23 protein-coding genes and 1 tRNA gene are annotated in these 26,898 nt (G+C 63.9%); 10 read left to right on the top strand and 14 right to left on the bottom strand.

Going from position 1 to position 26,898, the window contains the following annotated elements:
* Positions 1-29: 29 nt before the first annotated feature.
* The gene (locus tag ACN6KF_RS22235) at positions 30-2,726 is read left to right on the top strand and encodes a nitrate reductase (RefSeq protein WP_434958944.1); all 2,697 of its coding nucleotides are present in this window, start codon (positions 30-32) and stop codon (positions 2,724-2,726) included.
* A gap of 7 nt (positions 2,727-2,733) precedes the next feature.
* Here the strand turns inward: ACN6KF_RS22235 and ACN6KF_RS22230 are convergent, their stop codons facing one another.
* Both ACN6KF_RS22230 and ACN6KF_RS22225 read right to left on the bottom strand, forming a co-directional pair.
* Positions 2,734-4,425 (bottom strand): GMC family oxidoreductase, encoded by a 1,692-nt coding sequence (locus tag ACN6KF_RS22230; protein ID WP_434958943.1) that lies wholly within the window; start codon positions 4,423-4,425, stop codon positions 2,734-2,736.
* 232 nt (positions 4,426-4,657) lie between these two features.
* Positions 4,658-5,281: a tetratricopeptide repeat protein gene (locus tag ACN6KF_RS22225; RefSeq protein WP_434958942.1), complete on the bottom strand. Its 624-nt coding sequence runs from the start codon at positions 5,279-5,281 to the stop codon at positions 4,658-4,660.
* A gap of 371 nt (positions 5,282-5,652) precedes the next feature.
* On the opposite strand from ACN6KF_RS22225, the gene rplU reads away from it, so the two are divergent.
* From rplU to ACN6KF_RS22210, 3 genes are all read left to right on the top strand, one after another.
* Positions 5,653-6,312: a 50S ribosomal protein L21 gene (rplU, locus tag ACN6KF_RS22220; protein ID WP_434958941.1), complete on the top strand. Its 660-nt coding sequence runs from the start codon at positions 5,653-5,655 to the stop codon at positions 6,310-6,312.
* A gap of 121 nt (positions 6,313-6,433) precedes the next feature.
* Entirely contained in the window at positions 6,434-6,703 is a 270-nt protein-coding gene (gene rpmA, locus ACN6KF_RS22215) for a 50S ribosomal protein L27 (protein WP_149252894.1), read from the top strand.
* A gap of 129 nt (positions 6,704-6,832) precedes the next feature.
* Positions 6,833-7,468, top strand: a complete 636-nt coding sequence (locus ACN6KF_RS22210) for a GNAT family N-acetyltransferase (RefSeq protein WP_434958940.1) — start codon at positions 6,833-6,835, stop codon at positions 7,466-7,468.
* Here ACN6KF_RS22210 and ACN6KF_RS22205 read toward each other — a convergent pair.
* From ACN6KF_RS22205 to rpmB, 4 genes are all read right to left on the bottom strand, one after another.
* Positions 7,404-8,081 carry a FecR family protein gene (locus ACN6KF_RS22205; protein ID WP_434958939.1) on the bottom strand — a complete coding sequence of 226 codons (678 nt, stop codon included), beginning with the start codon at positions 8,079-8,081 and terminating at the stop codon, positions 7,404-7,406. The two genes, ACN6KF_RS22210 and ACN6KF_RS22205, sit on opposite strands and share 65 nt — an antisense overlap.
* 196 nt (positions 8,082-8,277) lie before the next feature.
* Positions 8,278-8,553, bottom strand: a complete 276-nt coding sequence (locus tag ACN6KF_RS22200; protein ID WP_434958938.1) for a hypothetical protein — start codon at positions 8,551-8,553, stop codon at positions 8,278-8,280.
* 348 nt (positions 8,554-8,901) lie between these two features.
* Positions 8,902-9,903 (bottom strand): TerC family protein, encoded by a 1,002-nt coding sequence (locus tag ACN6KF_RS22195; RefSeq protein ID WP_434958937.1) that lies wholly within the window; start codon positions 9,901-9,903, stop codon positions 8,902-8,904.
* A gap of 252 nt (positions 9,904-10,155) precedes the next feature.
* A complete protein-coding gene (gene rpmB, locus ACN6KF_RS22190; protein WP_434958936.1) occupies positions 10,156-10,446 on the bottom strand; it encodes a 50S ribosomal protein L28 in 291 nt (96 codons plus the stop codon).
* 323 nt (positions 10,447-10,769) lie between these two features.
* On the opposite strand from rpmB, the gene ACN6KF_RS22185 reads away from it, so the two are divergent.
* Positions 10,770-10,845: transfer RNA gene (locus tag ACN6KF_RS22185), tRNA-Thr, on the top strand.
* A gap of 48 nt (positions 10,846-10,893) precedes the next feature.
* Here the strand turns inward: ACN6KF_RS22185 and ACN6KF_RS22180 are convergent.
* Together ACN6KF_RS22180 and ACN6KF_RS22175 are read right to left on the bottom strand one after the other, a co-directional pair.
* The gene (locus tag ACN6KF_RS22180; protein ID WP_434958935.1) at positions 10,894-11,436 is read right to left on the bottom strand and encodes a hypothetical protein; all 543 of its coding nucleotides are present in this window, start codon (positions 11,434-11,436) and stop codon (positions 10,894-10,896) included.
* Positions 11,437-11,452: 16 nt separating this feature from the next.
* Complete coding sequence (locus tag ACN6KF_RS22175) at positions 11,453-11,719, bottom strand: hypothetical protein (RefSeq protein WP_434958934.1); 267 nt, start codon at positions 11,717-11,719, stop codon at positions 11,453-11,455.
* Between the two features lie 158 nt (positions 11,720-11,877).
* Here ACN6KF_RS22175 and ACN6KF_RS22170 point away from each other — a divergent pair, with 158 nt between their 5' ends.
* Complete coding sequence (locus ACN6KF_RS22170; RefSeq protein ID WP_434958933.1) at positions 11,878-13,197, top strand: MFS family transporter; 1,320 nt, start codon at positions 11,878-11,880, stop codon at positions 13,195-13,197.
* A gap of 187 nt (positions 13,198-13,384) precedes the next feature.
* On the opposite strand, the gene ACN6KF_RS22165 is transcribed toward ACN6KF_RS22170, so the two are convergent.
* Positions 13,385-15,697, bottom strand: a complete 2,313-nt coding sequence (locus tag ACN6KF_RS22165) for an NADP-dependent malic enzyme (protein ID WP_434958932.1) — start codon at positions 15,695-15,697, stop codon at positions 13,385-13,387.
* 108 nt (positions 15,698-15,805) lie between these two features.
* Positions 15,806-16,897 carry a glycosyltransferase family 4 protein gene (locus ACN6KF_RS22160; protein WP_434958931.1) on the bottom strand — a complete coding sequence of 364 codons (1,092 nt, stop codon included), beginning with the start codon at positions 16,895-16,897 and terminating at the stop codon, positions 15,806-15,808.
* A gap of 509 nt (positions 16,898-17,406) precedes the next feature.
* Here ACN6KF_RS22160 and ACN6KF_RS22155 point away from each other — a divergent pair.
* Positions 17,407-18,624, top strand: a complete 1,218-nt coding sequence (locus tag ACN6KF_RS22155; protein WP_434958930.1) for a glycosyl hydrolase — start codon at positions 17,407-17,409, stop codon at positions 18,622-18,624.
* Positions 18,625-18,661: 37 nt separating this feature from the next.
* Here ACN6KF_RS22155 and ACN6KF_RS22150 read toward each other — a convergent pair whose 3' ends face one another.
* The 4 genes from ACN6KF_RS22150 to ACN6KF_RS22135 form a co-directional block, all read right to left on the bottom strand.
* The gene (locus ACN6KF_RS22150; RefSeq protein ID WP_434958929.1) at positions 18,662-19,600 is read right to left on the bottom strand and encodes a glycosyltransferase family 2 protein; all 939 of its coding nucleotides are present in this window, start codon (positions 19,598-19,600) and stop codon (positions 18,662-18,664) included.
* A 65-nt stretch (positions 19,601-19,665) separates the two neighbouring features.
* Positions 19,666-21,069, bottom strand: a complete 1,404-nt coding sequence (locus ACN6KF_RS22145) for a hypothetical protein (RefSeq protein WP_434958928.1) — start codon at positions 21,067-21,069, stop codon at positions 19,666-19,668.
* Between the two features lie 13 nt (positions 21,070-21,082).
* Positions 21,083-22,573 (bottom strand): oligosaccharide flippase family protein, encoded by a 1,491-nt coding sequence (locus ACN6KF_RS22140; protein WP_434958927.1) that lies wholly within the window; start codon positions 22,571-22,573, stop codon positions 21,083-21,085.
* A gap of 402 nt (positions 22,574-22,975) precedes the next feature.
* Positions 22,976-23,794 (bottom strand): APH(3'') family aminoglycoside O-phosphotransferase, encoded by an 819-nt coding sequence (locus tag ACN6KF_RS22135; protein ID WP_434958926.1) that lies wholly within the window; start codon positions 23,792-23,794, stop codon positions 22,976-22,978.
* Positions 23,795-24,025: 231 nt separating this feature from the next.
* Between ACN6KF_RS22135 and ACN6KF_RS22130 the strand changes: the two genes are divergently transcribed.
* From ACN6KF_RS22130 to mtaB, 3 genes are all read left to right on the top strand, one after another.
* On the top strand, positions 24,026-24,304 hold the full coding sequence (locus ACN6KF_RS22130; protein ID WP_434958925.1) for a GNAT family N-acetyltransferase: 279 nt from the start codon (positions 24,026-24,028) through the stop codon (positions 24,302-24,304).
* A gap of 66 nt (positions 24,305-24,370) precedes the next feature.
* The gene (gene dapF / locus ACN6KF_RS22125; protein WP_434958924.1) at positions 24,371-25,249 is read left to right on the top strand and encodes a diaminopimelate epimerase; all 879 of its coding nucleotides are present in this window, start codon (positions 24,371-24,373) and stop codon (positions 25,247-25,249) included.
* Positions 25,250-25,337: 88 nt separating this feature from the next.
* Positions 25,338-26,576, top strand: coding sequence for a tRNA (N(6)-L-threonylcarbamoyladenosine(37)-C(2))-methylthiotransferase MtaB (mtaB, locus tag ACN6KF_RS22120; protein ID WP_434958923.1), 1,239 nt, complete (start codon positions 25,338-25,340; stop codon positions 26,574-26,576).
* Positions 26,577-26,898: the final 322 nt, after the last annotated feature.

Genomic DNA, 26,898 nt, shown 5'->3' with positions numbered 1-26,898 from the left:
TTCTTGTCCCGGCCCCGGAGACCCCGCCCATGAACGTCTCCATGCCCACCCCCGATCCCTCGATGATCGAACCCGTCCAGGCCCCCGTGCGCACCACCTGCGCCTATTGCGGGGTCGGCTGCGGGATCGTCGCCACCGCCGACGGCAAGGGTGGTGCCGCCATCGCCGGGGATGTCGCCCATCCCGCCAACCAGGGCCGGCTCTGCGTCAAGGGTGCCGCACTCGGCGAGACGCTGGCCACCGGGCATCGCCTCGTCCATCCCACCATCCATGGCGTTCGCACCACCTGGAACCGCGCCCTCGATGCCGTCGCCAGGGGGTTCAGGGAAACCATCGAGCGCCATGGTCCCGAGACCGTGGCTCTTTATCTCTCGGGCCAATTGTTGACCGAAGACTATTACGTCGCCAACAAGTTGATGAAGGGCTTCATCGGCTCGGCCAATGTCGATACCAATTCGCGCCTGTGCATGGCCTCCACGGTCGCCGGCCATCGCCGCGCCTTCGGCGCCGACATCGTGCCGGGCTGCTATGAGGATCTCGACGAGGCCGATCTCGTCGTGCTGACCGGTTCCAACACAGCCTGGTGCCATCCCGTGCTCTGGCAGCGCATCGAACAGGCGAAGAAGAAGCACGGCACCCGCATCGTGGTCATCGACCCCCGGCGGACTGTCACAGCCGACAGCGCCGATCTGCATCTTGCCGTCGCACCGGGCATGGACAGCGTGCTGTTCGCCCGCCTGCTGGTGGAGATCGCCGAGAGGGGCGCCATCGACGAAAATTATGTCATCCGCCACACAGACGGGATCGAAGCCGTCCTCGGCAACGCGCGCGAGATCGCCCCGAGCCGGACGCAAGCCGCCCTCCGTTGCGGCCTGACGGAGCAGGACCTCGCCACCTTCCTCGACTGGTGGATCGAGACGCCGCGCGTCGTCACCTGCTTCAGCCAGGGGGTCAACCAGTCGGCCCAGGGCACCGACAAGGTGAACGCCATCCTCAATGCCCATCTCGCAGCCGGCCGTATCGGCAGACCCGGCTGCGGCCCTTTCTCGCTCACCGGCCAGCCTAATGCCATGGGCGGGCGCGAGGTTGGCGGCCTCGCCAACCAGCTTGCCGCCCATATGGGCTTTTCGCCGACCGAGGTGGATCGCGTCGGCCGCTTCTGGGGCGCCCCGCACATGGCCGAGAAGGAAGGCCGCAAGGCAGTCTCGATGTTCGAGGCGATCGAGCGCGGCGAGATCCGCGCGGTATGGGTGCTCTGCACCAATCCAGCCGCCAGCCTGCCGCGCGCCAACGCCATGCGAACAGCCCTGCGCAAGCTCGATTTCCTCGCCGTCTCGGAGATCAGTGCCCATGTCGACGGCCTCACCGATGCCGCAACCGTGGTGCTGCCATCGGCTGCCTGGGGCGAAAAGAACGGCACCGTCACCAATTCCGAGCGGCGTATCTCGCGCCAGCGCCCCTTCCTTGCGCCTCCCGGCGAGGCACAGCCCGACTGGTGGCAGATCTGCGAAGTCGCCAAGAGACTCGGCCATGCCGAAGCCTTCGATTACACCTCGCCCGCGGCGATCTTCCGCGAGCATGCCGCGCTGTCCGCCTTCGAGAATGACGGCACGCGTCTTTTCGATATCGGTGGCCTCGCCGAACTCACCGACGAGGCCTATGACGCCCTGGAGCCCGTGCAGTGGCCGCTGCCATGGGGCCGGGACACCGGCACGCAGCGCCTGTTCGCGGAAGGCGGCTTCGCGCATGCCGATGGCCGCGCCCACCTCGTCCCCCTGGCTCCGCCGGCGCTGTCGGCCGAGCCGACCAGCGAGCATCCGCTCCTGCTCAACACCGGCCGGGTGCGCGACCACTGGCACACCATGACCCGCACGGGACTCAGCCCGCGCCTGGCCCAGCACCGCAATGCCCCCTTCGTGGAAGTGCATCCCGCCGATGCCGAGCGTTTCGGCCTGCTAGACGGCGCCTTCGCCGTCGTGAGCACCGGCGAGGGCCAGGTCGAACTGCGGGTGGTGGTCACCGACAGCCAGCAACCCGGTTCGATCTTCGCGCCGATCCACTGGACCGACGCCAGCGCCGCCCGCGCCCGCGTCGGCTCCCTCGTGCATGCCCATACCGATCCCATCTCCGGCCAGCCCGATTCAAAGACGGTGCCGGCCGCAATCCGGCCCTGGATGATGCAGGCGGAAGGCTTCATCGCCTCGCGCCACCGCCTGCCCATGCCGGCCTGGCTCAGCCATGCCCGCATGACCGTCGCTGATGGCGAGATTGTCCATTTCGCCAGCCCCCGCACGCCGGGGCCTCTGCACGATCTTCTGTCGAACTGGCTCAATCTGTGGGCCAGCCCACTGCACCAGCGCAATCCCGCCGCCGATCTCTACCGCTCGGCCTCGATCGTGGATCACCGCCTCGAGATCCTGCTCTCGACCGGCCCACATCGGGATGAGGGGGGCGCAGCCTGGGCCACGGACCTGCTGGCCCGGGAGCGGATCGACGCCGCCACGCGCCGTTTCATCCTCGCGGGCCGCGCACCCAATCCGGGTATCCGCCCCAGCCGGCAGGTCTGCGCCTGTTTCGGCATCGACCAGGCCCGTATCGAGGCGGCCGCACGCAGCGGCGCCTGCAGCATCGAGGCGATCGGCACGGCCTTGAAGGCAGGCACGAATTGCGGTTCCTGCCGGCCGGAGATTGGCAAAATCCTGGAAGGCTGCCGTCAGCCGGCCTGAACGTGGCTCACTCGCCCTTGGCGATCCAGCGTGCTGCTTTTTCGGCGATCATCAGGGTCGGCGAGTTGGTGTTGCCACTGGTGATCGCCGGCATCACGCCGGCGTCGACCACACGCAGGCCGTCAACGCCACGCACGCGCAGATGGCTGTCGACCACGGCCTCGGGATCCCCATCCCTGCCCATCCTGGTGGTGCCGACGGGATGGAAGATGGTGCTGGCGATATCGCCGGCCAGCCTTGCGAGTTCCTCGTCGGTCTGGAATTCGACGCCCGGCTTCCATTCGACCGGCTTGTAGGGGGCCAGCGCCGGCTGGCTCACGACATGGCGGACATGGCGCAGGCTGTCGGCGGCGACCTTGCGGTCCTCCTCCGTCGAGAGATAGCCGGGCGCGATGGCCGGCGCATCGCCTGCCCGGTTGGAGCGGATCCGGATGCTGCCGCGGCTGGTCGGATTGAGATTGCACACGCTCGCCGTGAAGGCTGGAAAATCGTGCAGGGGCTCGCCGAAGGCGTTCAGGCTGAGCGGCTGCACATGATATTGCAAATTGGCATGCGGCCGGCCGGGATCGGAACGGCTGAAGGCGCCGAGCTGGGAGGGCGCCATGCTCATCGGCCCGCTGCGGCGTAGCATATATTCGAGCCCGATGCCCATCTTGCCGGTCAGGCTGCTCGCCAGCGTGTTGAGCGTACGGGCACCCTCGATCTTGAACACGGCCCGGATCTGCAGATGGTCCTGCAGGTTCTCGCCCACGCCCGGCAAATCGTGCACGACCTCGACGCCATGGGATTGCAGCAGGCCGGCCGGGCCGATTCCGGATAGCTGCAGGATCTGCGGCGAGCCGACCGCGCCGGCCGAGAGGATGACCTCGCGCTTGGCCTGGATTTCGACGAGTTCGCCGCCACGCCGCAGGATCACGCCGGTACAGCGGCGGCGGCCGTCGTCACCAGTCCCGAAGGCGAGGCGCTCGACCTGAGCCTGAGTCCACACCATGAGATTGGAACGCCCGCGCGCCGGTCGCAGGAAGGCCTTGGCGGTGTTCCAGCGCCAGCCGGCCTTCTGGTTGACCTCGAAATAGCCGACACCTTCATTGTCGCCGCTGTTGAAGTCCTCGGTGCGGGGCACACCGGCCTGCACCGCCGCCTCGGCGAAGGCATCGAGGATGTCCCAGCGCAGGCGCTGCTTTTCGATGCGCCACTCGCCACCATGACCGTGCATGTCGGAAAAGCGGCTATTGTCGCCGGTGGCGGGATCGGCGCCGCCATCGAGGCGATGGTGATTCTCATGCGCCTTGAAGTCGGGCAGGCTGTTGGCCCAGTTCCAGGCCTCGTCCCCGGTCGCGGCGGCCCAGCCGTCATAGTCGCGCGCCTGGCCGCGCATATAGATCATGCCGTTGATGGAAGAGCAGCCACCCAGGGTCTTGCCGCGTGGATAGCGCAGCGCCCGCCCGTTCAGGCCGGGCTCGGCCTCGGTCTGATAGAGCCAATCGGTGCGCGGATTGCCGATACAATAAAGATAGCCGACCGGGATATGAATCCAGGGATAGTTGTCGGGCCGCCCAGCTTCCAGCAGCAGCACCTGCCGGCTGGGATTGCTGGAAAGCCGATTGGCCAGCAGGCACCCGGCCGTTCCCGCCCCCACCACAATGAAGTCGAACGGACCCGCCAGGGAGCCGGACTGGTCAGCCTTGCCGCGCGACATGCTTCCCCCTCGATATTCGCGCTACCAGTCATAACCGGGCTTGTTGCCGCTCTTCAAACAGAAATGAGCGGAACTGACATGATGCCGCGACTGGGATCGGAGTGAAGCCCCGCCGGCTACCGCGACGAAAACCGGCAGGGCCACACCCGTACAAACCCCTTTGAGGGGAAAGGGGTTTGCGCACTTTGCGTGTCGATCGGATCCGGAGCTATCTCCGGCGGAACAGCACCGGTCAGACGCCTTTCTCGATCGCCTCGTTCAGGTCCTGATATTCCTCGCAGCCGGTGCCGCAGAGTGTCTTGATGGTATCGAGCTGCTGCTTGGCCAGATCGAGTCGACCCTTGATCACATAGGCCTCGCCCAGATATTCGCGGACCTGCGCATATTGGGGATCGGCCGCCACCGATTTGAGATAATAGCCGATGCCTTCGTCGGTCCGGCCGAGCTTGCGCGTGGCATAACCTCTGTAGTTGAGGGCCTTGGCGGTGTTGGGATCCTCGAGCAGGTCCAGCACCTGCAGCGATTCGTCGTAGCGGTCGGCCTTGGCCAGCACCCAGGCATAATTGGCCAAGTCATCATCGGGCAGCGCCTCGGACTTCAGCTTGAGGCAGGCCTTCTTGCGGACACTCCACACCTGCCCCCGCGGGCAGGTGGTCATGTCGGTGATCGGCTTGCCATTGGTTGCGCCGCCGCTTCCCCCGCCGGCTCCCCCACCGCCGCTACTACCCCCTCCGCCCCCACTGCTGCCGCCGCCTCCCCCGCCCCCGGCGGCGAGGGCCAGACCCGCGACCAGCAGAAAGGCGGTCGAAAGGGCGGTGACCGCGAGGCGGCGAGTCGAAGCTTGGACTAAGGACATGATGTCTCTCCCTTGTGCATGGATGCCGGGAAAACACCTGGACTGGGATATTATTCGCTGCCGTGCAGCCTTCGGGAGAACCGGCGGCAAGCCTGGCATTCTTCTGCTTTCCGCACGCCGTCCCTCCTTGACGATTTGGTCGTCACTTTCCTTGACTCTGCGCCTCACGCCTGTATAAGCCACGCCAGCGCGCGGCCTTTGGGCCGCGTGCCTTTTTTCGTGGCCACCTATTCCGCAAGACCAGGTGGCAGATATCAACGACTGGAAAAGCCGGCCGCTGCGGGGACTTTGCTCAGGCAAGGACCCGATCCGTCGAGTTTCCCTTTGCGGAAGCCAGACGGGCGAAAGCCGGGTCCGAACGAGGAAAAAACATGTTCGCGGTCATCAAGACGGGCGGTAAGCAATACCGCGTCAATCAGAATGACGTTCTCCGGGTCGAGAAGCTCGACGCCAAGGTTGGAGAAGTCATCGTATTCCCCGAAATCCTGGCCGTTGGCGGCGACGCCGGCCTGACTTTCGGTACCCCCACGGTTGCCGGTGCTTCGGTTGCCGCCGAGGTTGTCGAGCATGATCGTGATGACAAGGTCATCGCTTTCAAGAAGCGCCGCCGGCAGAATTCGAAGCGCAAGCGCGGCCATCGCCAGCATCAGACCGTGGTGCGGATCTCCGAGATCCTCACCGGCGGTGCCAAGCCTTCCAAGGCTGCGGCCAAGCCCGCCAAGGCTGCCAAGGAAGAGGCTCCGGTCACTGCCGCCGCCGTTCCGACCGGTGGCCTCGACGCCTCCAACCTCTCGCTGATCTCGGGCATCGGCCCGACCATCGAGAAGAAGCTGCGCGCCGCTGGCATCAACAGCTGGAACGACATTGCCGCCTGGACCGATGCCGACATCGCCAAGTGGGATGAAGAGCTCTCGCTACGCGGCCGCGCCGCCCGCGAAGAGTGGGTCATTCAGGCCAAGGAACTCCTGGACGGCAAGCCGCCGCGCGCCAAGGTCGACCAGGCCGAGCAGGCTTCCGGCAAGGACCTCTAAGCCGGTTTCAGAGCGTTGGGGTCGACAACCGCCCGGCTTTCGGGCATTGTCGCCCCTGATTGATGGTTTTCACCGCCGTGTCACAGCACCGGCGTAGATAGAATTTCGAGGAGTTATCGCCATGGCTCACAAAAAAGCAGGCGGTTCGTCGCGCAACGGTCGTGATTCGGCCGGTCGTCGCTTGGGTGTGAAGAAGTTCGGTTCGGAAGCCGTCGTTGCTGGCAACATCATCGTGCGCCAGCGCGGCACGAAATGGCATCCGGGCGTCAATGTCGGCATGGGCAAGGACCATACGCTTTTTGCTCTTATCGACGGCCGAGTCGACTTCCGCACCCGAGCCAACGGCCGAATTTACGTCAACGTCGCCACGACCAAAGTAGCAGCAGAATAATCCCGGCGGGACCTCAGCTCCGCCGGCTCCACTGGACCGGCGGACCTGAAATGACCCTATTTGGGACTCCAGGTTGACGCAGGGGCGGTGGAGAAATCCTTCCGCCCTTTTTCTTGCCAGGAGCCCATCATGTCCCCCTTCAAATCTCTCCCGGCCGTTTCCATTCCCTCGATCGAGATCGAGACCCTGCGTCTCGTGCTGCGCAAGCCGCGTCTGGGCGACGTGCCCCGCATGGCACGCCTCGCCAATGATTCGGCCGTGGCATTGATGACCGGGCGCCTGCCCTTCCCCTATGGCGAAAGCGACGCTGCGGATTTCGTGCGTTATCAGGACGAGGCTCGCATCGCGGGCAAGGAACTCGCCTTCGCCATCGAGTGCCGGGAGACCGGCGCCTTCCTCGGCTGCATCGGTCTGCGCTTTCCCAAGCGCGAGATCGCGGAGATCGGCTACTGGCTGGGCCAGCCTCATTGGGGCCAGGGCCTTGCCACGGAGGCGGCGCGCGCCCTGATCGATCATGGCTTTTCGACCCTGCCGCTTACCTCGATCACCGGCGAATGCCGGGTGATCAATGAGGCGTCGCGCCGGGTGATGGAAAAGTGCGGGCTGCGCTATGTCAATTCGGGCCTGCAGCATGCACCGGCCCGTGGCGGCGCTCTGCCGATCGATCGCTTCAGCCTGGTTCGCCCCGATTGGGTAAGCTTCAAGGCTTGGGTGCCGGCCGTGGTCCGCGAGGCACAGCCGCCGCTGGCGGAGCTGACTCCATAGAGGCCTCGGCAATCACGGAGGCTTCCGCCTGGGCGATGCGCAGCGTACTCCAGCTGCCTGGCTCGGATGGCGCCTGCCTCGCATTGACGAGGTTCGTGCCCAGACCGTTGGTGAGGGTCACCTGGCCGCCCTTGGTGGCGACGGTGACCACGCCATGCTCGACGAAGACACCGAAGACGCCATCGCTGGGGCCGGCGAAAAATTTGGTACCGCGAGCGGCGATCAGGCCGAACGGGGTCGTGACGTTGAGCGGTCCCGACGGTTGATTGTCGGGCCGGTCGAACAGCATGGCACCGCGCTCCAGCACCAGTTCGCCGCCCCGGTCCACCAGGAACTTGTCGATGCGCACCCGCGTGCGCTCACCCAGGGACAGCCGTGTGGCATCCCCGAGCCGGGCCCCCAGCCGGGCTCCTTCCCCGGTTGCCAGCATGTCATCGATGAAAACCGGCTCGCCGACCTGCAGGGCGCGTTTCTCGCCCCGCAGCTGCCCGGTGGTCTGCCCTGTGACCGTCAGCACCGTGCCGACCTCGACGATCTGCATCGCCGAGGCCAAACCCGGCCGCAATCCGGCGAGGGCGAGACCGGCGAGCACGGAACGGCGGTGAATCAGCATGACGACGCTTCCTTGTCCCTATCCGTCCACCATCGGAGCCGGATCAGCCTCGAAACAGAATCCTTGTCTCATGCCATAAGCCAAGGATTCTGTCTGGGCCGTGACAAGTAGCACGCGGCGAAAAACAAACCCATTTTGAGATTTCATGGACTCGTCAGGAATCGCAAGGAACTCCTTCGCCTGAACGCGCTTTGCTCTAGTAGCCGCTACGCTCGCAAACACGCTGGCGTCGCTTGACATAACGTCCATAGTAATCGTCGTAGACGCGCACGACGCGATAATAGCAGCGGGGACGATATTGCCGGCGATAGCCGCCGCCGTTATCGTCCTGGTTGTAACCACCGCCGCCGTTATAACCCCCGCCGCCATATCCATCGTCATACTGGGCGGCGGCCGGCAGCGGCGCCAGAGCGGCCGCGCCCAGCGCGGCACCCAGCAGCAGGTAACGAAGCTTCAGGCCGAAAATCGTCATCGCAGTTCTCCTCGCTCGAACACGATTCCGAAAAGCAGGGCCCGGTAAGCTGTGCGGGCAGGCTTTCGGATGATGATTGCTCAAAAGCGCTGCTTGCCGGGAGGAGAAATCACACGAAACCATTCCGGCCATGCCGCTGGGCATGGCCGCTGCCTTCTTCCCCCCGGACGGGAAACGGATCACAGGATCCGCCCCAGCGACGCTAACCGGTCCCCTTGCTCCGTAAAGAGCAGACGAGCCCGATCAAGCCATCATCACCCCGTCACTCTAACCCGCATGTTCCCGCTGAAACAGATCAACTTTTGCGGGAGTTGACCTTTCTTCTCTACCGTCATCGGGAGGAAATCGTCAGGGCGACACGCCCGGCCCGTCGGCCTGGCCACGCGTCTTCCAGAGCGAGAAGACGATGCCGCCGGCGATGATCGCAACGGTGACGATCAGGGCGAGAGCCGGATCGACTTTGCCGACAAGATGGCCCCAGTAGATCTTGCCGCCGATGAAGACGAGCACGAGGGCAAGCGCGTATTTGAGGTAGTGGAAACGATCGATCATCGCCGCCAGCGCGAAATAGAGCGCCCTCAGGCCGAGAATGGCCATGATGTTGGCGGTGTAGACGATGAAGGTATCGGTGGTGATGGCCAGAATGGCCGGCACCGAGTCCACGGCGAAGACGATGTCGGCGACGTTGATGACGATCAGGGCCAGCAACAACGGCGTGGCATGCAGCAAAGTCCTGCCTGTGGCATGGTCCGGCTGGCGCACCACGAAGCGGTTGCCATGCAGGTCCTCGCTGATGCGCATATGACGACGCAGGAAGCGAACCAGCCAGTTTTCCTTGAACTCGGCATGATCGTCCGAGGCGACCAGCATGCGCAGACCCGTCAGGATCAGGAAGGCCGCGAAGATATAGAGCACCCAGCCATAGCTCTGCACGATGCTGGCACCGGCCGCGATCATGATGCCGCGCAGCACCACGGCCGCCAAGATACCCCACACCAGAGCGCGGTACTGAAAGGCCGGCGGCACCGCGAAGTAGCGGAAGATCAGGGCGATGACGAAGACATTGTCGATCGAGAGCGATTTCTCGATGAAATAGCCGGTGAAATAGTCGAGCGCCGGACTGGTGCCGTCCGGCCTGGTATCCATGCCCCACCAGATGGCGCCGCCGAAGGCGATCGCGATGGCGATATAGATGGCCGACAGCTTGAAGCTGTCGGCAACGCTCAGCACCTTGTCGTCACGGTTGAGCACGCCGAGATCGAAGGCGAGCAACAGCGCCACGAAGGCGAGAAAGGCCAGCCACATCCAGACGGGCTGGCCGGCAAAATCAGAAAATGCGAAATCGAGCATAACGCCGGACCCTTTTGCTTCGAAAACAATCGAAGCCGGCTCCGACATCACGGCATGCTTTGCGCAAACCGTCAGAGGGGCCCGGTAACCGGCGTCTCTGCATCGCCGAAACGGGGGCCTGCCGTCAAGGGGAGGTCACATTAAGCTTTGCTCATCTGGAGCAAAGCGGGTCGTAGCCGCACGACGCTCCGGACAATGAAAAAGGCCGGAGCGCGAGGCCCCGGCCCGAAAAGTCAGTCATGCAACCTTGCCTTAGTGGGCGGTCGTCATTTTCTTTTCGATTTCGCGCTTCAGGCGCAGGGCCGGCGCGGTAAGTTCGTTGCTGGAAGCCTTGATCAGCCAGGCATCGAGGCCGCCATTGTGCTCGACAGTGCGCAGGCCGGCCGCCGAGACGCGTAGGCGCACGGAGCGACCGAGCACGTCGGAGATCAGCGTGACATTGTGCAGGTTCGGCAGGAACTTGCGCTTGGTCTTGACGTTCGAATGGCTCACTTTGTGGCCAGACTGAACGCCCTTGTCGGTCAGCGCGCAACGGCGGGACATGGGTCTATCCTTCTCAATTCGGAACGGCGCCGCTGCAGCGGGGCCAGGGCAGTTTCCGGGGAACCTGCCGGTGTTAAGAGGGTCCGGCAATTCTGCCTTGCTTGCGCGGACAGAATCGCTTGGGCAAAAAGAAAACCGCCACCCCAAGTTGGGGGCGGAGCCTCCCGCCAAAATTTGTGTGGGTTGCTATAGTCGGGAGCTTGTGCCGCGTCAAGAGTTTCGCTCTAAACTCGCGTCGCATGCGTGAGGGGGCTTGCCTTCCGCTTTGCTTGCCTGTATCAGGGCGGCGCGTCCGCAAGGATCGCCTTCTGAAAACCGTTGGCGCCGCTTTAGCTCAGCCGGTAGAGCACATCATTCGTAATGATGGGGTCAGGTGTTCGAGTCACCTAAGCGGCACCACGTTTTCTCAGCCTCACAGTACTGGCTTCTGCCGTCAAGGGCTGACGTTCAATTCCACATTTCGGGATAATAGGCCGGGCAGATACAATGCCGGCTGGCACGTGGCGGTTCGATCAGCCGGCCTGCCAGCTGCGTGAGCAGCGCCTCCACCCGCTCGGCTGAACGGACGGACGCTTCTGAGACCTCATAAGGACGGTCGGTGTCGCTCAGGCTGATTTCCAGCCGATTCGCTTGCGCATGGACATAGGCGGGCTGCCCAGCCAATTCGACCAAACCGGGCTGCCGGATGCGATGGCTTCCCGGCACGAGGAGAGCGAACTTGCCGAATTCCTCGGCCGTGTAGGCAACGCCCGGCACCGGTTGGGGAGAGTCGGGCGCAACGATGTCCAGGGCGATCCCCAGGGTGGCGCAGACATCCACCAGATCGGCCTCTGTCTCCACCGCGATCGCGACCAGCAGCTGGTCTCCATCGTTGGCATGGCCGCCAACGGCCCGGCAGAACCGGAAATAGCGCAGCCTGCCTGCCCATTGCATGATCTGCTGCCGGTCATGGCGTTCGAACAGATAGAGGTTCCAACGATCGTCGCTCATGCGCGTGCAGGTCCCCTCACAAAATCCTCCGCAGAGCTTCTCGGTAGTGCTCCTTCGTGGCCAATATCGAAAAGCTCTGCAAGCATTCAAGATCCTGCAGCTTCCACCTGCTCATGCCATGGGTGCGCTCAGGAGGAAGCTGCCTGGTGCCGCCGTTCCCAGCCATATTGGCCGCCAGCACATTGGCCGGCCCCGACAGGCGGCAGAACGGATGGAGCGCCATGGCGTTGCGGTTGAGCACAATCTGGTCTCTGCCATCCAAAGACTCCAGGGACGAGATCATGGTTCTGGCTGACGGTTCCGTCGAAGGATCCACTCCCATCCGGGCGTCTGGCTCCTGCCCTTCGGGAAAAATGGCTTGCCCGGATCAGCAAAGCCACAGCATGATCACAATCGCTTTGAAAGACCTACCTAAAGACAAGATCAATCAGGGGGAAACATATGAGTAACACCGCGGCCGTGGCAGTGGCAGATCCGCATGATACCCGCCGGCGGGTGATGGCGATTGTCGGCTCATCTTCTGGAAATCTTGTCGAGTGGTTTGATTTCTACGCCTACGCGTTTACGGCACTCTACTTTTCGAGTGCCTTCTTCGGCTTCATCAAGGATGCCGAGCCGACCACGCAGCTCCTCTATTCCTCGGCAGTCTTCGCCATTGGCTTCCTCATGCGGCCGATCGGTGGCTGGCTTTTCGGCTGGATTGCAGACCGCTATGGCCGCAAGAACTCGATGATGATCTCGGTCCTCATGATGTGTGCCGGATCACTGGCGATCGCGATACTGCCGACTTACGCCACGGTGGGTATCCTGGCACCGATCCTTCTCCTTCTCTGCCGGATGGTTCAGGGCCTCTCCGTGGGAGGCGAATACGGGACTTCGGCGACCTATATGAGCGAGGTCGCGCTCGCGGGGCGGCGCGGCTTCTTCGGCTCTTTCCAGTATGTGACGCTGATCGGCGGCCAACTCCTCGCCTCGGCCGTCATCGTTATCCTCGAACTCGCGCTGAGTGACGAAGAAATGCGGGCATGGGGCTGGCGGATTCCGTTCGTGGTCGGGGCTTGTGCCGCAGTCGTTGCCTTCTACCTGCGGCGCTCCCTGCACGAGACCTCGTCGGCGGAAACACGTGCCCGCAAGGAAGCCGGCTCGCTTGTTAGCCTGCTACGTCGACATCCGCGGCCCTTTCTGATCGTCATTGGGTACACAGCCGGTGGCTCGCTGATCTTCTACACCTTCACCACCTACATGCAGAAATATCTGGTCAACACGGCACACATGGCCAAGGAGACCGCCAATATCACCATGACGGCGGTGCTCTTTACCTACATGTGCATGCAGCCGCTCTTCGGCGCGCTTTCCGACAGGATCGGGCGGAAATGGTCGATGATGCTGTTCGGCGGGCTCGCGACACTATGTACCGTGCCGCTCCTGACGGCGATCGGCAGCGTCCAGAGCCCGCTCGCGGCCTATTTTCTGGTGGTGGCGGCGCTTGCGATCGTGTCGTTCTACACGTCGATCAGCGGGCTCGTGAAAGCCGAGATGTTTCCGGCCGAGGTCCGGGCGCTTGGAGTCGGCCTCTCCTACGCGATCGCCAATGCCGTCTTCGGCGGTTCAGCCGAGGCGGTAGCGCTCGCCTTCAAGGATGCCGGCCATGAGACGTGGTTCTTCTGGTACGTCACGGTAATGTGCGCGATTGCTTTCCTCACCGCACTCACCATGCTCGCCAACCGCCCGACCTATCTGACAGGCGACGGCACCGAGTAGGTCCCGAAGCGTCATACCGAAAAGCGGATCCCGGTTTTCGGTGAAAACCATGCGGCAACGGCGCCAACTCTGGGTAGCGATGGCATGGGCTTCCTACCTGCGCTTACGTGCGCTCCCCAAGAGGCATCTTCGATGCCTCTTGGTATTGTCGATATCGCCAGACAGACAGAGATCCGGCGCGCCTCATTCACCCGCCGATATTGGCCGCCGCCAGCACCGCCATGTTGACGAGATCGGTGTCCTTGGCGGCGAGCGGTACGATCTGCACCGATTTGTCGAGGCCCACCAGGATCGGGCCGATCACCGTGGCGCCGCCGAGCTCCTGCAGCATCTTGGTGGAGATCGAGGCCGAGTGGAAGGCCGGCATGATCAGCACATTGGCCGGCCCGGACAGGCGGCAGAACGGATAGAGCGCCATGGCGTCGCGGTTGAGTGCGACATCGGCGCCCATCTCCCCGTCATATTCGAAATCGACACGCTGGCGGTCTAGGATGCGCACGGCCTCGCGCACGCGCTCGGCCCGCTCGCCTTCGGGATGGCCGAAGGTGGAATAAGCCAGCATGGCTACGCGCGGCTCATAGCCCAGGCGTTTGGCCACCGAGGCCGCCTCGATGGCGATGGCGGCAAGTTCCTCCGAGGTCGGCATGTCGTGCACGGCGGTATCGGCCACCACGACCGTTCGCCCGCGCGCGATGGCGATCGACAGGCCGAGGACGCAATGACCGGGCTTGTCGTTGATGACGCGCCTTACGTCTTCCAGCGCGATCGAATAGTTACGGGTCAGGCCGGTGACCATGGCGTCGGCATCGCCCATCGCCACCATGCAGGCGGCGAAATGGTTGCGGTCGATGGAGGCGAGGCGCACGCAGTCACGCATCAGGTAGCCCTGCCGCTGCAGCCTGTCATAGAGATATTGCGCATAGGCATTGGTGCGCGGCGAGATGCGGGCATTCTGGACCTCCATGCCCTCGCGCAGCTCCACCCCGGCAAAGGCGGCTGCCGCCTCGACCCGGTCCTCGCGGCCAACCAGGATAGCGGTGCCCAGCCCCTGATTGACGAAGGAGGCAGCAGCGCGGATGACCGCCTCCTCCTCGCCTTCGGCGAAGACGACGCGCTTGGGGGAACGGCGAACCCTGTCGAAGATGCCGGCCAGCGTGCCGGCGACGGGATCGCGCCGGGCGGAGAGTGCCGCGCGATAGGCGGCAAGGTCGGCGATCGGCTTGCGGGCGACACCGGTCTCCATGGCCGCCTTGGCCACGGCAACGGGCACGCGGATCATCAGGCGTGAATCGAAGGGAGCGGGAATGATGTAGTCGCGGCCGAAGCGCGGCCGCGCGCCCTGATAGGCACTCGCCACCTCGTCCGGCACCTCCTCCTGGGCAAGCTCGGCCAGGGCCTGCGCCGCCGCCACCTTCATCTCCATGTTGATGGCGGTGGCATGCACGTCGAGCGCCCCGCGGAAGATATAGGGGAAGCCCAGGACGTTGTTGACCTGGTTGGGATAGTCGGAGCGGCCGGTGGCGAGGATGACGTCGTCGCGCACCGCATGGGCTTCGTCCGGCGTGATCTCCGGATCGGGGTTCGCCATGGCGAAGACCACCGGATTGGGTGCCATCGAACGCAGCATCTCGGCCGTGAGGGCGCCCTTGACCGAAAGGCCGAAAAAGACGTCGGCCCCATCGAGCGCCTCGGCCAAAGTGCGCCGGTCCGTCTCGGCGGCATGCGCCGACTTCCACTGGTTCATGCCGTCGGTACGACCCTTATAGACCACGCCCTTGGTATCGCAGAGCAGGACGTTGTCGGGCGCAAAACCCATGGCCTTGACCAGCTCGACGCAGGCAATGCCGGCCGCCCCCGCGCCATTGACCACCAGACGGGTCGAGGTGATGTCGCGACCGGTCAGCTTCAGGCAGTTGAACAGGCCGGCGGCGGCGATGATGGCCGTGCCGTGCTGATCGTCATGGAAGACCGGAATGTCCATCAATTCCTTGAGGCGCTGCTCGATGATGAAGCATTCCGGCGCCTTGATGTCCTCCAGATTGATGCCGCCGAAGCTGGGTCCGAGATAGCGTACGGCATTGATGAAGGCATCGGCGTCCTTGGTGTCGACCTCCAGATCGATCGAATCGACATCGGCAAAGCGCTTGAACAGGACGGATTTGCCTTCCATCACCGGCTTGGAGGCGAGCGCGCCGAGATCGCCGAGGCCGAGAATGGCGGTGCCGTTGGAGATCACCGCCACCATGTTGCCCTTGGTCGTATAGTCGTAGGCCAATGCCGGATTTTCCGCGATGGCACGGACCGGCACCGCGACGCCCGGCGAATAGGCAAGCGAAAGGTCGCGCTGTGTCGCCATCGGCTTGGTCGGTACCACTTCCAGCTTGCCGGGCTTGCCCTGGGAGTGGAAGGCCAGGGCTTCCTGGTCGGTGAAACTGGGGCGGGCTTGATTGGAGCGGACCGGGTTCGAGCCGACGGGGCGCGGCGGTTTCTTATCCGTCATTGCAGGGGCGTTTCCATTTACAGACGCGTTTTGCTCTAGAGCCCCGACCCTAAGCACAAACACAGGCTTCGTCCACGCACGAAGCTTTCAACGTCCGGGAAAGCGACCCTAGGCGCCGGCCTGCACGGCGTCGAGCAGATTGCGCGCCGCCTGTCTCCAGGTGAAGATGCCGGCCTGCTGGCGCCCCTTGTCGATCAGGGACTGGCGCACCGCCGCGTCATCGAGCGCCGAGCGGATTTTCGCGCACCATTCCTCTGCCTTGAAGGGGTCGGCATAGAGCGCGGCCTGCCCGCAGACCTCCGGAAGCGCGCCGAAGGGCGCCGCGACCACCGGGCAGCCGAGCGACATAGCCTCCAGAGGCGGCAAGCCGAAGCCTTCCGTCAGGGAGGGAAAGGCAAGCGCACCGGCATTGGCCATCAGGCCGGCAAGCTCGGCATCACTGGTACGACCGGCAAACCGCACATTGGCGGGGACGACATGGCCAAGGCTCTCGAAATCGGCCTTGCCCGCCCCGCCGAACAGGACGAGCGGGACGTCCTTCAGCTCGGGCCTGGCGAAGGCCTCGAGCAGGATGGCGATGTTCTTGTGTTTTTGCGTGTTCGCCAGCGCCACGGCATAGCGCCCGCGCTCGAGCTCGAGCTTGGCGAGCAGGCTGTCATCGGGCACGATCTTCAGAATATGGTCGCAGCCATTATGGACGACCACGATCTTGTCGGCACGGGCGATGCCGTAGCGCACCAGTTCCTTCTTGGAGAATTCCGATACGGTGAAGATGACCTTGTGCCGCTGGCCGATGAAGGAGAAAGCGAATTTGTACCAGAGCCGGAAGGGGCGCGAATAGGAATCGGGCGTGGAATAGACCTGGGCATCGTGAATCATCGTGGCCGAAGCGCGATGAAACAGCGGTCCGATATTGCACAGGTTGAGCAGGAAATCCTTCCTGCGCGCCACGGGCAGATAGAACTGCTCCCATGCAATCCTATGCATCCAGCGCACCAGCCTGCTCTCCCGCACGCAAGCGATCTTGCGATAGGTCGGGACCTTGGCGCCTTCCCGGACCACAAGGGCATAATCGCCGCCATCCTTGGCCTGTTCGGCAAGCCAGTCGTCGACAGCGGCAATGAGCTGTTCGGCAACCCTGTGCACGCCGGTCGGCGGCGCTCCGAAGAACTTGCCGTTGAACGCTATCGTCCTGGTCATTGCCGCAACGCCTCGTTGGCAGATTTGCCTCTATGGCGTTTTGCGATTGGGCGGAATTGCCTGGAATCGCAAAGACGCCCAAGCTGATCCGTTGGATTGGCTTGGAAGCAAAGAGCTAGAGCAAAGCGCGTTCGAGTCTGAATGCGCCTTGCTCTGGTTATAGTCGAGTTGAAGCCGGTTCTCTTTCCCCCGAAGGGAGTAGCTTGCCGACAAGATAGGACGATGGGGCCCATCCCAATGACCGATGCAGCGGGCCGGCGCACCGCCGAAGCGGTCACGGCGGGTGGAGCCAGGCATCGGCTCATCCCTCAAGCCCCCTAAAGGCCAACTAGGAATGCGGGGCCGTCCTGTGATTTCATGCCCTCGAATCCCGAACCGGTCTTCAGCTTTTCAGATGGTCATATATGTCGCATTTCTCTCGATTTGATTGCCTTGATCCACGCCTTTGCCATCGAGCCGCATTCGCCGCCACTTTGTTCCTGGTCGCTACGCCCGCTCTCGCAGATCCGGTGAAAGCCGTCGGCGCCGACAGCTTCCTCAACTCCCTGGGCATCAACACCCATATCGACCAGGGCGTGAATCCGGCCTCCTATATCGAGCCGCTGAAATATCTCGGCGTCCGTCAGGTGCGCGACGGCGCCCGCCACGTCGAGGGCGGCATCGCGGTCGCACATAATACCGGCGTGCGCTTCACCATTTTCGGCACCGGTGACCTCGATGCGATCATCGCGGCGGCCGAGCGCCTCGCCAAGGCTAACGCCCTCTTGGCCATCGAGGGCCCCAACGAGCCCAATAATTTCCCGATCACCTACAAGGGCGAGAAGGGCGGGCGCGACGGCAGCTGGAAAGCCGTCGGCCAGTTCCAGGCCGATCTCTACGCCGCCGTCAAGAACAACCCGACCCTCAAGGATTATCCGGTGTTCAGCGTCTCCGAGCCGGGCGCCCAGACCGACAATATCGGCCTGCAATTCCTCACCGTTCCGCCGGGCGCCAACACGCTCTTTCCGGCGGGCACTCGCTTTGCCGACTATGCCAACGCCCACAACTACGTGATCGGCAATGGCGGTATCTACGAGGATAACCAGGCCTGGAATGCGGCTGACCCGATGCTGAGGGGTCGCTGGGATGGCCTGTTCGGCAACCACAGCGTGATGTGGGGCATGGGGTTTGCGGGCTATGACAAGGCTCAGCTCGAGGCCCTGCCCCGCGTCACCACCGAGACGGGCTGGGATTCGGTCAACGACCCAGGCGGCGAACATGGCCAGGGCGCCATCCTGACCAACACCTATCTCGCGCAGTTCAAGCGGGGCTGGAGCTATACCTTCATCTACCAGCTGCGCGACGGCGAGGGCGGCGACGGCAATCAGGGCGTTTTCGTCGGCGACACGCCCAAGCGCGCCGCCTCCTATATCCACAACCTCACCACGATCCTGGCCGACGACAAGCCCTTGCAGCAGCCCGGATCTCTCGACTACACCCTGCCCAAGAGCGCAGCGACGGTACACGACCTCTTGCTGCAGAAGAGCAGCGGGCCGTTCCAACTGGTGGTGTGGGCGGAGAATGCGGCCGGTAGCAGGCCCGTCAGGATCGAATTCGCCAAGCCTCACGCCCGCATCAACGTCTACGATATCACGGTGGGAAGTACGCCCATCCGCAGCCTCACCGAGGCCAGCGCGATCGATCTATCCCTGAGCGACCATGCCGTGATCCTCGAAGTTATCGATTGAGGCGTTCGCCGGGTTGCTGCACAGAGCAACCCGGGCTTCAGAGCTTTTCCGCCCGTTCGGGCGTCAGCCTGCCGCGCAGGAGATCCCATATTCCGATGAGATTGCCGCGCAGGCGCCCGAGGCGATCGACATAGGGCTCGGGCGCAAAGCTCCGCACGACATTGCTGGCGACGTTGCGCACGACATGGTCGAGCGCGTCGCGCAGCGGCATGGTCTTCTTGTTCACCAGATAGAGCGGATTGATGACCTGCGAATAGCCGAGCCGGCGCCCCGATACCCGGCCCCCCTTGGTGCCCAGATGCACGCCGAGCGCCGTGTTGACCCGGACCACGCGCCCTCCCCGGTTCCAGACCTGGCCGCCGAAATCGCGATCCTCCTGCCAGCCATAGAGGACGAGGCGCTCGTCGAAGCGAAGGCCGGCGATGGCGCTGGCCCGAAAGGCCATGTTGCAGCCATAGGGGCCGCCGGTGGAGGCGGCGGTCAGCTTGACCGGCACCTCGGGTGCATCGGCCAGGATGGCCCGCCCTTCCTCGAAGGACAGGCCCGCGCCATGAATGCCATCGGCCAGCAAGGTACCGGTGACGCAGGCGATCGCCGGATCGCTGCCGAAGACCTTGACGATCTCGGCGATCCAGGCCTCCTGCATCAGGAAGTCGTCATCCAGGAAGATCACGACATCGATATCGTCGGGAACCTGGCCGAGGGCCGTGTTCCGCTGCGTGGTCAGGCCCGGCCGCCCCTTCACCACCAGCAGGCCGGGTCGGCTGACAAGATCGCCGACATCCTCGTCCGACACACAGGAGACGATGATCAGATCAGGCTTCACGCTCTGCCGATCGACGAAGCCGACGACGCGTTTGAGAACCTCGGCCCGGCCCCGCGTAGCGAAGATGAGGCAGATCTTCGATGGCTTGTCGGACAATGACGGGTTCACCTTCTCATCCATGATCGCTTGCAGGCTGGCGCTCGAATCCATGTCTCACCTCGACCGCTCTTGCGGGCCATGTATCGTTCTTGCGGGTTCCATCGGACGCCTCCTTCTCAAGCCGGGGCGAGTTGCTGGCGTTGACGCGCCCCGGCCTGGAAGTCGCAGGTCGCGCAGGCAATGCCTGCCAGCATGTAGAAAGGCAGGCCAAGGTCGACCATCGTGCCCGAGATCGAACTCATGATCAGGGCAACCAGGCAACTGGTTCGTGCCGCCGCCTGAATCTGGGTGGTGGTCCAGTCGAGCGGGCGGGAGGCCGGCTTGAACAGCGCCATCAGGATGAAGATCCCGTAGGTCAGGGCACCGACGGCGCCGAGATTGGCGAGAACAGCTACCGGGAAGCTCGAGGCCCGGACCGTGCCAATGCCCGCACCGGCGCCATAGGTGGCGAAGAAGGCATTCAGGGCGGTCTGGTTCCACATGCCACGTTCTTCGGCCGAGGCACTGGCGCCTTTGTTCAGCACCATGTCGCGAACCATGTCCATGATCGGACCCGACAGAGCCGGCGTGAGGAACACGATGGCGAGGATGACCATGAGCAGCAGCGGCGCCAGCCCCAGATAGGCATAGACCCCCCGCGGCAAGGCCGTGCCCCGAGCCACCCGCAGCAGCGATGCCAGATACATGATGCCGAGCATCAGCGGCAGCACGACATAGCCGGTGGAGGAGGTCGCAAACACCACCAGCAGCATGTTGATGGCAGCCAGAGCAAAAGTGAGGCGCGGGCGGATACCGCCGAGCCAGAGCCGGAAGGCAAAGCAGCCTGCCCACAGGGAGGAAGCTGCGAAGGCGGAGGCCTCGGTGAACGAACCGTTGATGCGCTTGAGGCCGTTGATGACGGCCTCGTCCTGAATGCCGTAGGTGGAATTGCGCATGAAATCGAGCAGGAAGGAAGTACCGGTCCAGTAGGTCGCCAGATCGACCAGGGCGAAGAAGATGTTGAGGACGCAATAGATCAGGATGGCGTTGGTGATCGCTTCCAGGCCTTGCTTGTTCAAGGCGACCAGGTAGCAGATCAGGAAGAAGACGAGGTCGCCGATGAAATAGATGCTTTGCGTCAGATTGCCGGTCGTTGGTGAGAGCGGCACCAGGATCAGCGCGGAGCCACCGCTCGAGGTCGCCCCGATCGCCACCACATAGGTCACGCCGGCAAAGAAGCGCGGCAGAATGAAGGCACCGACAATGCCGAGAACCGCGGTGGCGGCGAACCAGAATCCCTCGCGGGGGAAGGTCAGCCGGCCGAGGATGGAAGGCCAGGTGCCCGGCTGGGCAATCAATGCCATGGCGGTGAAGGCCAGAAGCAGATGCGAGGGCTGGATCGACGCATTCGAGACGATCAGTGCAGCGCATGAGCCCAGCACCATGGTCGGAACCAGGAGATAGATACCGAAGATCGGCCCGCGAACCAGGACCAGGATCCCGAGCAGCAGGAAAAAGAGGCCGATGGGTTCGATACTCACGCCCGACCTTTCCTTAGGCCTTCAACCGAACGACCGCCCGTGCCGCAATGGTATTGAGCAAGGTGCCGATTCCGGTCACGTCGCCGAAGCGCAGCGATATCACATAGACCGCGACGACATAAGTCAGCACATAAAGAATGCCGGCGGCTGCGAGGCGGAGCAAGTTCATGACGATGTCGCCATCGGCATGAATGAGCGTTGCGACATAAGCCAGGGGCGTGCCGCTGATCAGCAGGGCGGCAGCAGGCCCGGCGAGCGCCACGAACTGGGTGCGCAGGGAAATTCCGATCATGGACCGTACGGCCATCATGGTGGAGACCAGCACGGCAAGTGTGGCGACGCTCTTGGCGATCACCGCGCCTAATACGCCTGCCGCCAATACGGCGACAATGGTGAGGGGAACCCGTACCGCGCATTCGATCAGATTCCTCAGCGTGATCTGGCGCGACTGGTTGAGGCTGACTGCAAGGGGCGCCATGGGCAGGGCCGGAATGGAGCCGATGCTTGCCAAAGCCAGTCCGGTAAGGACAGGCGCCGCCTCCGCCCATTGCGCACCAAGGAAGGTACGGACCAGCGGCTCGGCCATGATGCCGCCGAAGCACAGAACGGGGGCCATCAGCAGGAAAATACCGACGCAAGCCTTCAGGTAGGTCTTGTCGAGCCCGCCATTCTGGTGCGCGGTGACGAAGGCGACATTCAGGGGAGTGGCCAAGGGCGCCGATAGGACCTGGAAGGGCAGGGCCGAAAGATCGTTAGCCATGGCATAGCGACCAAAAGCCGCCGGCGGGATGAAGCGCGGTAATACGAGCCGGTCCACTTGCCAATTGAGGGCGGACAGGATCTGCGACATCAAATTCCAAGTCAGAATGTCGGCGAAGATCGGCCATTCCTTCAGGGTCAGCCTTGGCCGCATGGGCGCCAGCACATAGGAACCCACCAGCGACACCAGCGGCACCAGCACCGTACCGACCGCGATAGACCAGTAGCTGCGGGTCACGATCGCCATCACGATCGCGGCAGTGATGGCGATGAACTTGCTCGCGACATCCAGGCCTGCCTGGCGGCGAAAATCCATCTGGCGATTGTATTCCACCATCATGGGGCTGACGCAGCCACGCATGGCAGGCGCCAAGGCAAGGCTCATCACCAGCGGCACCAGCCGCGGTTCACCATAGAAATAGGAGAGCGGCCAGGCGCAGAGAACGAAGAACCCAGCAATGATCAGGCCCCGGAGCAGGCCGAGGGTGAAGGCCGTACTGTAGACATCCGGCCCCGGAGCGGGCACACGGAGCATGGCAGCGGCCAATGGCAGCTCCATGATGGCCTCGACGATGAAGATCAGCGTCATGGCCATGGCGACCAGACCGAAATCGCTCGGCCCGAGAAAACGGGCCAGCACGATCAAGGCAACGAAGTCGACCGCCTTTCCGGCAAGGCGGGCACCGGCCGTCCAAGCGCCAGCCTTGGCGGTCCGTTTGGAAAGGGTTCCGATCTGGGCTTTCATGACGCGTTGGTTTCCTGCCCGGCATGGCCTATTGGCATCGAACCGTCAGCATGCAGCTGACATACCGGATGTGCAGTAGAAATCTTCATCGAGGCCAGATCGTTAGGGGAACGGATTCAACGACGGGTAGATCTTCCCATCGGGGCAGAGTGGTCTTGACCCGCACGCACCGACCCCCCAGGCCGAATATCGAGGCAAAGCTGGCATGGACCCTCGCGCATGGGCGAGTTCATGCCCGTGCTGCCAACTCGGCATATTCTAAGCACAGCCCGCGCCTCCCGACAGCTATCCATTCGGGGGATGATCCAAAGGGAGGGATGCGTCCCCTTTGGGGGAGGCCGCGATGGCGAGCCACCCACTTCAGGCGGGAGATCGGCAAGGCTCGCGACCTCGGGCCAGAACTCAGCCCCAGGTCAGCGGGTCCAGGCCCAGGTAGAAGGCGAGCCGTTCCCTGTCCGGGCGTTTCAGGCCGAGCTCGTCGAACAGCATGTCGAAAGCTGCCTCGGCCTGCTCCGGGCCGGACCAGCTCTCGCCGGCATTGGCCACCATCAGCGCGAGGTCGACATAGCGGTCCGCCGTGCCGAGACGACCCAGATCGATCATGCCCGTGCAGCGCAGCGTGATGGGATCGACCATGAAATTGGGCATGCAAGCATCGCCATGGCAGACGACGCGATCCCCAGCCTCTTCCGCCAGGCGTTGTTCGCGCTGTGCTTCGAGCGCAAAAAGCAGCTCGGCCGGATCCACCTCCTTCTGCTCCGGCGGCAGGAAATCGGGATTGACGGCGCCGCGCGACACCACGTCGGCCGCGCGAGCGAGCATGGTCGAAAGGTCGCGTTCGAACGGGCAATCCTTGGCCGTGAGCGCATGCAGCGCACCGACCCGGGCCGCGATCGACGGCCACGACTGCCACAATTGATAACCATCGAGATCGCTCGCCGGCACGCCGGGCACCGCACTGGTGACCAGACAGGCTCCTCCCTCCCCTTGATGCCAATCGAGCACCTCGGGAGAACCGAGATTGAAGCGGCTCAGCCATTCGACCCGCCGGCGCTCTCCCTCCAGGGCGACGGCATCGCGGCCCCGGGATAGCTTGGCGAAGGCCACGCCATCGCTGCGGCGATAGACGCTGTCCCTCGATTCGCCGTGGCTGACTGCCAGCCATTCTCTTCCCGACGGCAAGGTTGGCAGAAGGCTGCGGGCATTGAAGGCAGAAGGCATGGCGAATCGCTCCGAATCGGGAGCCGTGACCATAATGCAGAATGGTGCGACGGCTGGGCCGGTGCGCTGCACAGCCGGATGGCCCCCGCGTTTTGCGATTCATGACCGAACACGTGCTGGCTTTGGGCGACCGCCACTGGACAGCGTGGACAGGAGACTGGCGCACGGAGTTGACCACCCGCCCCCTTACCGCCGAGCTCTGGCCGGATTTTGAGGCTCTTTTCGGCAAGAATGGCGCAAAATCCGGTCCGGTCGATTTCCTGTCTCTACCTCGCCAAGGGGGTCCGGCGGCGGGGCATCGCATCCCGCCTCATCGAGGCGGCGATCGATTTCGGCCGGACCGGCGGCGCCACCATCATCGAGGCCTACCCGATCGACCGGCGCATTTCACCCTCCTCATCCTCGACAGGCTTCGTGACCAGCTTCGAGCGGCTCGGCTTCCGGCACGTTCCCTCCCCGGCTCCGGAACGGCCGATCATGCGCCTCGAGGTCGAGCAGACCGCGGGCTGAGCGGCACCCATTGGTTCGCAAGGGCTTTTGCCCTATATCAGGGACCTTCAATCACGCGGAAGTACCATGTCTGGCCTCGCCAACCGCCCCTATCTGAAGATGAACGGCATCGGCAACGAGATCGTCGTTCTCGATCTCATCGACGGTTCGCATGCCGTCACGCCGGCGGAGGCCCGCGCCATCGCGGCGCATGAGCCTTTCGACCAGCTGATGGTGCTCTATCCGCCGCAGCAGGCGGGGACCGACGCCTTCATGCGCATCTTCAATGCCGACGGTTCCCAGTCGGGCGCCTGCGGCAACGGTACGCGCTGCGTGTCCTGGTATCTGATGCCGGTGCTCGGCAAGGACCGCCTCCTGCTGCAGACCCCGACCAGCCTGGTCGAGGCCCGGCGGGCAGACGCAGACTTCGCCGTCGACAATTTCATTGTCGACATGGGCCCTCCGGCCCTGGACTGGCAAGCGATCCCCCTTGCCCGGAATGCCGGCGACACCAAGGCCATCGACTATGCCTACGGCCCGGCGGAGGCTCCCCTTCTGCAGTCCCCAAGCGTGGTGAGCATGGGCAATCCCCATGCCGTGTTCTGGATCGATCGGGATCCCGCCGAGATCGACCTCGCCGGCATCGGCCCGGCCATCGAACACGATCCGCTGTTCCCCGAGCGGGTGAATGTCTCGATCGCACAGGTTCGCGATACCAGCCATATCGTGCTGCGCGTGTGGGAACGCGGCGCCGGTCTCACCCGCGCCTGCGGTTCGGCCGCCTGCGCCACCGGCGTAGCGGCGGCGCGGCTTGGCCTTACCGGGCGCAGGACCCGCATCAGCCTGCCGGGCGGCGACCTTCAGATCGAATGGCGCGAGATCGATGGTCACGTGCTGATGACCGGCGTGGCCGAGCTTGAACATGAGGGCCGCTTTGCGGCCTCCTGGTTCGCCGACGCCGCCTAAAAAAGCCGTATTCACTACAGGCGCTGATCCCGGGATCGCGCGAACACGAGAAGGACAGCGCCGGCCATGCCGGCATGCCAGACCGCCCATGACCGAGATCGTCACCTTCGGCTGCCGCCTGAACATCCATGAATCCGAGGCGATGAAAACGGCCATCGGCGTCCGTGACGACCTGACCGTGATCAATTCCTGCGCGGTGACAGCCGAGGCGACGCGCCAGGCCAGGCAGACCATCCGTCGGCTCAAGCGCGAGAATCCGGAGCGGCGGATCGCCGTCACCGGCTGCGCCGCGCAGACCGATGCCGTCAGCTTCACCGCCATGCCGGAAGTCGACTTCGTGGTCGGCAACGCCGAAAAGCTGAAAGCCCAGACCTGGATCTCCCTCGCCGAGGCGCCGGGCAAGCTCGTCACCTCGGACATCATGGCAGCACGGGACATCGCCCTGCCGCAGGTCGAGCGTTTCGAGGGTCGGGCACGCGGCTTCGTGCAGATCCAGAATGGCTGCGATCATCGCTGCACCTTCTGCATCATTCCCTTCGGCCGCGGCAATTCGCGGTCCCTGGCCCCGGAGACGGTGATTGCGCAGATCCACCGCCTGGTCGAGGCTGGCTATAAGGAGATCGTGCTGACCGGGGTCGATCTTACCAGCTATGGCCCCGATCTGCCTGATCCCCTGCCCCTCGGCACGTTGGTGCGTCGCATTCTGCGCGAGATACCGGAGCTTCCGCGCCTGCGGCTCTCATCCATCGATTCGGTCGAGGCCGATGCCGACCTCATGCGGGCGCTGGCCGAAGAGGAGCGGCTGATGCCGCATCTGCATTTGTCCCTGCAGGCCGGCGACGACCTCATCCTCAAGCGCATGAAGCGCCGGCATTCGCGTCAGGATGCAATCCGTTTCTGCGCCGAGGCCCGACGCCTGCGGCCCGACATCGTGTTCGGGGCCGACCTGATCGCCGGTTTTCCCACCGAGGACGAGGCTATGTTCGCCCGTTCACTCGATCTCATCGAGGAATGCGGCATCACCTATCTGCACGCCTTCCCCTTCTCGCCGCGGCCCGGCACGCCGGCGGCCCGCATGCCTCCCGTCGGCGGGGCCGAGGTGAAACAGCGGGCAGCCCGTTTGCGGGACGCCGGCGGCCGGGCGATGACGCGCTTCCTCGCTGGCGAAACCGGCAAAACCCGCGAGATCCTGATGGAGCGAGGCGGCATGGGCCGCACCACGCAATTCGCGGCCGTGCGGCCCGACAGGCCGCTTGGCCCCGGCAACTTCATGCGCGTGCGGATCGAGGAGCGTCAGGGCAGCGAACTGATCGCGACGGCATTGTAGTAAACCGCGCCGGCGATTTTATCGGAGTGCGGATCTGTCAGTGACAGGCTTGCACACTGCGATACCCCTATCCTGGAACCGGTACCGTTGCGAAAAGAGGCGGACATCGCGACATGCAAGCATGTCTCTGAGATGCGTGCGCTCCGTACGACACAATTGCGCCACGTCTGATTCATCGACCATTCAGCCTGAGCACGCCAAGATGGCTCCGGGTGCACCTGCCCCGGCAAGATTTACGTAACGTTTACCTTGTTAAAATGCGCCTGAGAGATTCCATGCGCATGAGGGGCACGGCGACTGGAACATCGTGCCGAAATGTGGA

It is taken from the genome of Labrys methylaminiphilus subsp. lupini (genome assembly GCF_051161885.1).
Lineage (GTDB): Bacteria > Pseudomonadota > Alphaproteobacteria > Rhizobiales > Labraceae > Labrys.
This window is presented reverse-complemented; position numbering and strand designations above follow the sequence as displayed.